This is a genomic window from Bacillus sp. AFS041924, assembly GCF_002577195.1.
Taxonomy (GTDB): domain Bacteria; phylum Bacillota; class Bacilli; order Bacillales; family Bacillaceae_G; genus Gottfriedia.
Window position 1 is genome coordinate 1 of the sequence record NZ_NULG01000118.1, and the last position, 3,626, is coordinate 3,626.

Below are 3,626 nucleotides of genomic sequence, written 5' to 3' on the forward strand. Positions count from 1 at the left end.
AAAGGAAACAGCAACTCCTTCTACTAACTCTGAATATCCTGAAACCCCTAACAATGGATATGGATATGGTGTGATTAATGCATTTAAGGCTGTAACATCAGTTATGACAGGACTTGCTGAAATTAAAGGCCAAGTATCAGAAGATGCTGAGGATACAGTTCCGCCAAACACTGAGATAGCAGGACTTCCATTATCAGCCACAGTGACTATTGTTGAAAATGGTCGTTCAACAAAAACAAATCCGCAAGACGGGTCATATAGTTTTAAGGTAAAAGAAGGAGAGTATACATTAAGAGCTGAACAGTATGGGTACTATCCACATGATCAGAAGGTTCAAGTAGCAGCTAACCAAGTTCTTGAAAATACAAACATTACATTGGCTCCAATACCTAAGAGAACATTAACAGGTAAAATCACTAATGCGCAAACAGGAAAACCTGTGAAAAACGCTAAACTTTACTTAATCGAGGATGCAGCAGTAGCACCAGTTACAACTGATGCAGACGGTAATTATTCAATAACTGGATATGAAGGCAAATATACAGTTCAAGTTACAGCAGAGAACTATTTTGATGAGAAATTTACTGTAGATATTACGGGTAATGAAAATATCTCACATGATCTTCAACTAAAACCATTTATAAATTTTCCAGGTGAGATAGGCTATGATGATGGAACAGCAGAATATTCAGTGGCTCAATGGGAAGCGGGAGGTGGCTTTGCAGTAAGAATGTCACTTCCGGAGGGAGAGACCACAGGAATAGTAACCTCTGGATTATTTAAGCTTGATACAACATGGGGAAATACATTTAAGGTGGCAGTTTATGAAGCAAGCGGAAAGGATGGCGCCCCTGGAAAAATGATAGCAGGGCCGTTTAATGCAACTGCTTCTAAGGAGAACGGGAAATGGACAGTCGTTGATTTATCCGCGCAGCAAATAGTTGTAACAGGCGATTTTTATATGGTTTTAATACAGGATAAGATGGCTCCTGCAAGCGCAGCAATTGCATTGGATAAAACGACAGTACCAACAGGAAGATCATGGGTGTTTGTAAAAGGCGGTCCATTCACTTTAGCAAATAAAGATTATGGAAACATAATGATTAGATCAACAGTTAAGCTTGAAGCACTAGCTCCAGTTATAACATCACCGGTGGACAACCTATATGTAAATAATGAAAACGTAACAATAAAAGGTATGGCAGCTCCAGGAATGGACGTTCATCTATTTAGCGGTGATAAAGATATAGCAAATGGAAAGACAAATGATGATGGAAGCTTCTCTATTGATGCTGTACTTCAAGAGGGAGTTAATATTCTAAAGGCTAAAACGATTACAGAAATCGGATCTACTCTTTATTCGAAGGAAACAAAGGTTATAGTAGACAAGACAGCACCAGTTTTAGAAATATCAAGTCCACAAAATAACGCATATATGAATAGTCAATTAATAACTGTAACAGGAACAGTTAAAGATGATCTAGATTATGTTGATGTAAACGGAACAAAGATAGATATAGATTCAAATGGAAACTGGACAGCAAAGCTTATGTCCAAGGAAGGTGAAAATGTAATAAATGTTGTTGCTAGAGATAAGGCAGGAAATGAAACTGCTAAGAGCATTACAGTTAATGTAAAATACTCAATCCGTGAAATTAAAAATATAATGCCATCGAGTAATGTAATATTAAAGGCAAATCAAACAGTAAAGGTTGAATTCGACAGTGAGCCTGGATTAAAAAAGGCAGTATTTTCAATTAAAGCTCCGATTAATGGCATAACAAGTGCAGTATCTGTGCCAACAGCAAGTTTAAGCACCTTTGAAGTAGTTATGACAGAAGTAAAGGATGCAAATGGAAATGGCTCTGGACACTATAAAGGGTACTGGACAGCAACTAAGGAGCTTACATTAAACGGTGCACAAATAGCGGTAAAAGTAGAAGATATGTATGGAAATTCATTAGGTTCCACGGCAGCAGGAAAGCTATATGTAAATAGCAAACCAATTTCTAAACCTGTTCCAGACAAAACAGCACCGAGTATTCCTTTGGTAAGTAAGGTGACATATACAGGAATATCTGGAAAAGCTGAGATTGGTTCAAAAGTATACGCTAAAGCAGGCAAAGTCATCATAGGTTCCTCAGTTGTAAACAGCAAAGGAATTTATGCTATTACCTTCAAAAGTCAAAAAGTAGGAACAATCATTAATGTATACGCAGTAGACAAATCGGGGAATGTTGGAGCGGCAAAAAAGGTTGTAATAAAAGACAGTACCCCACCAGCAATTCCTTCTGTTAAAAGCATAACGAATACAAAAGTAACAGGAAAAGCCGAACCAGGTGCTAAAGTTTATGTGAAAAAGGGAAAAGAAATCATTGGTTCTGGTACTGCTAACAGTAAAGGAATTTATACTGTTTCTTATAAAAAACAAAAAGTGGGAACAGTCCTTTACGTTTATGCAAAAGATAAGGCAGGAAATACAGGTAAAGCGAAAAAAGTTGTAGTGAAAAAATAAATTAGGTTTATATTCAATACGATCATTCAGAATGCAAATGAAAAAGTCTCAAAGTACTCTATTCGTTTGATTGGTCTTCCCTAAAAAATAAACAAGTATAAAGTGGTCTTATCCCTGTCAAGTAGACAATAATAAAGTAGGTTCCTTTTATTAATCAGCCTTAGTTCTAAATTCTATAGGGCTAAGGTTGATATAGATTATCAACGCTATTATATATAAAAATATTTAAATTATAAAAAAATATGTCAAAAGTCCTATGTAAAACCCTATTTGTCACCCCAAGCTAACGGATATACATTTAGGTGGTAATAGATTCGTAACCTAATAGTTTGAATGGAATGAAACAACTTAATTGATGGACATGCAGTTAATGTTGTAAGACTCATCGCAAATCCTATTTTATAAGTTAATAGGTTCAAGCAGTTAAAGGAAAGGAGGAAAAGGATTAGTTAGGTAAATTCAATCTAAATATGGAGGCATAAACATGATCAAAATCACCAAGAAATTGAGTGCATTTTCGACAGCTTTACTACTTACAGTAAGTTCATTTGCTGCACCAGCTGGAAATTATGCTAAGGCTTATGCAAAGGACAATATTGTGACAAGCTATAAAGAAGTAACAGAGAATAAAATAAGTCCAGAACTTGAAAAAGAATTTGCAAATAACTCTCAAGCTACCTTTCTTGTAAAATTTAAGGATCAGGTAGATACAGTAAAGGTTGCTAATGAAGTTAAGGCTAAGAATAAGCAACTATCAAATGTAAAAAAAGAGTTAGTCGTTCGTTCATCAATCGTCTCTGAATTAAGAATTAAATCAGATTCATCACAGAGTAATTTGAAGAAGTATCTTAAAAAAGAAAAGCTTAATGGAAGTGTAAAGGATTATGAGTCGTTTTATATCGTAAATGGTATGGCAGTTACAGCAACAGAGGAAGTAATGAATAACATAGCGGCTATGCCTGAGGTTGAAAGTATAAAACCTAATGGCATTACAAAGCTAATTGAGCCTGCAAAAACTACTGAAGTTAAAGTTCAAGCGACTAATAATGTAGAATGGGGCCTTGAAAAAATTGGAGCGCCTGATGTTTGGAGTTTAGGAATAGATGGAACA

Annotated in this window: 2 protein-coding genes; both read left to right on the forward strand. The window is 35.6% G+C overall.

The features are described 5' to 3' along the window. Nucleotides 1–2,515, forward strand: a 2,515-nt coding sequence (locus tag COC46_RS19340; protein WP_141550943.1) for an Ig-like domain-containing protein, incomplete at its 5' end; no start/stop codon positions are given. 484 nt (nt 2,516–2,999) lie between these two features. Further along, the coding region (locus tag COC46_RS19345) for a protease inhibitor I9 family protein (RefSeq protein ID WP_176545232.1) at nt 3,000–3,626 on the forward strand (627 nt) is incomplete at its 3' end.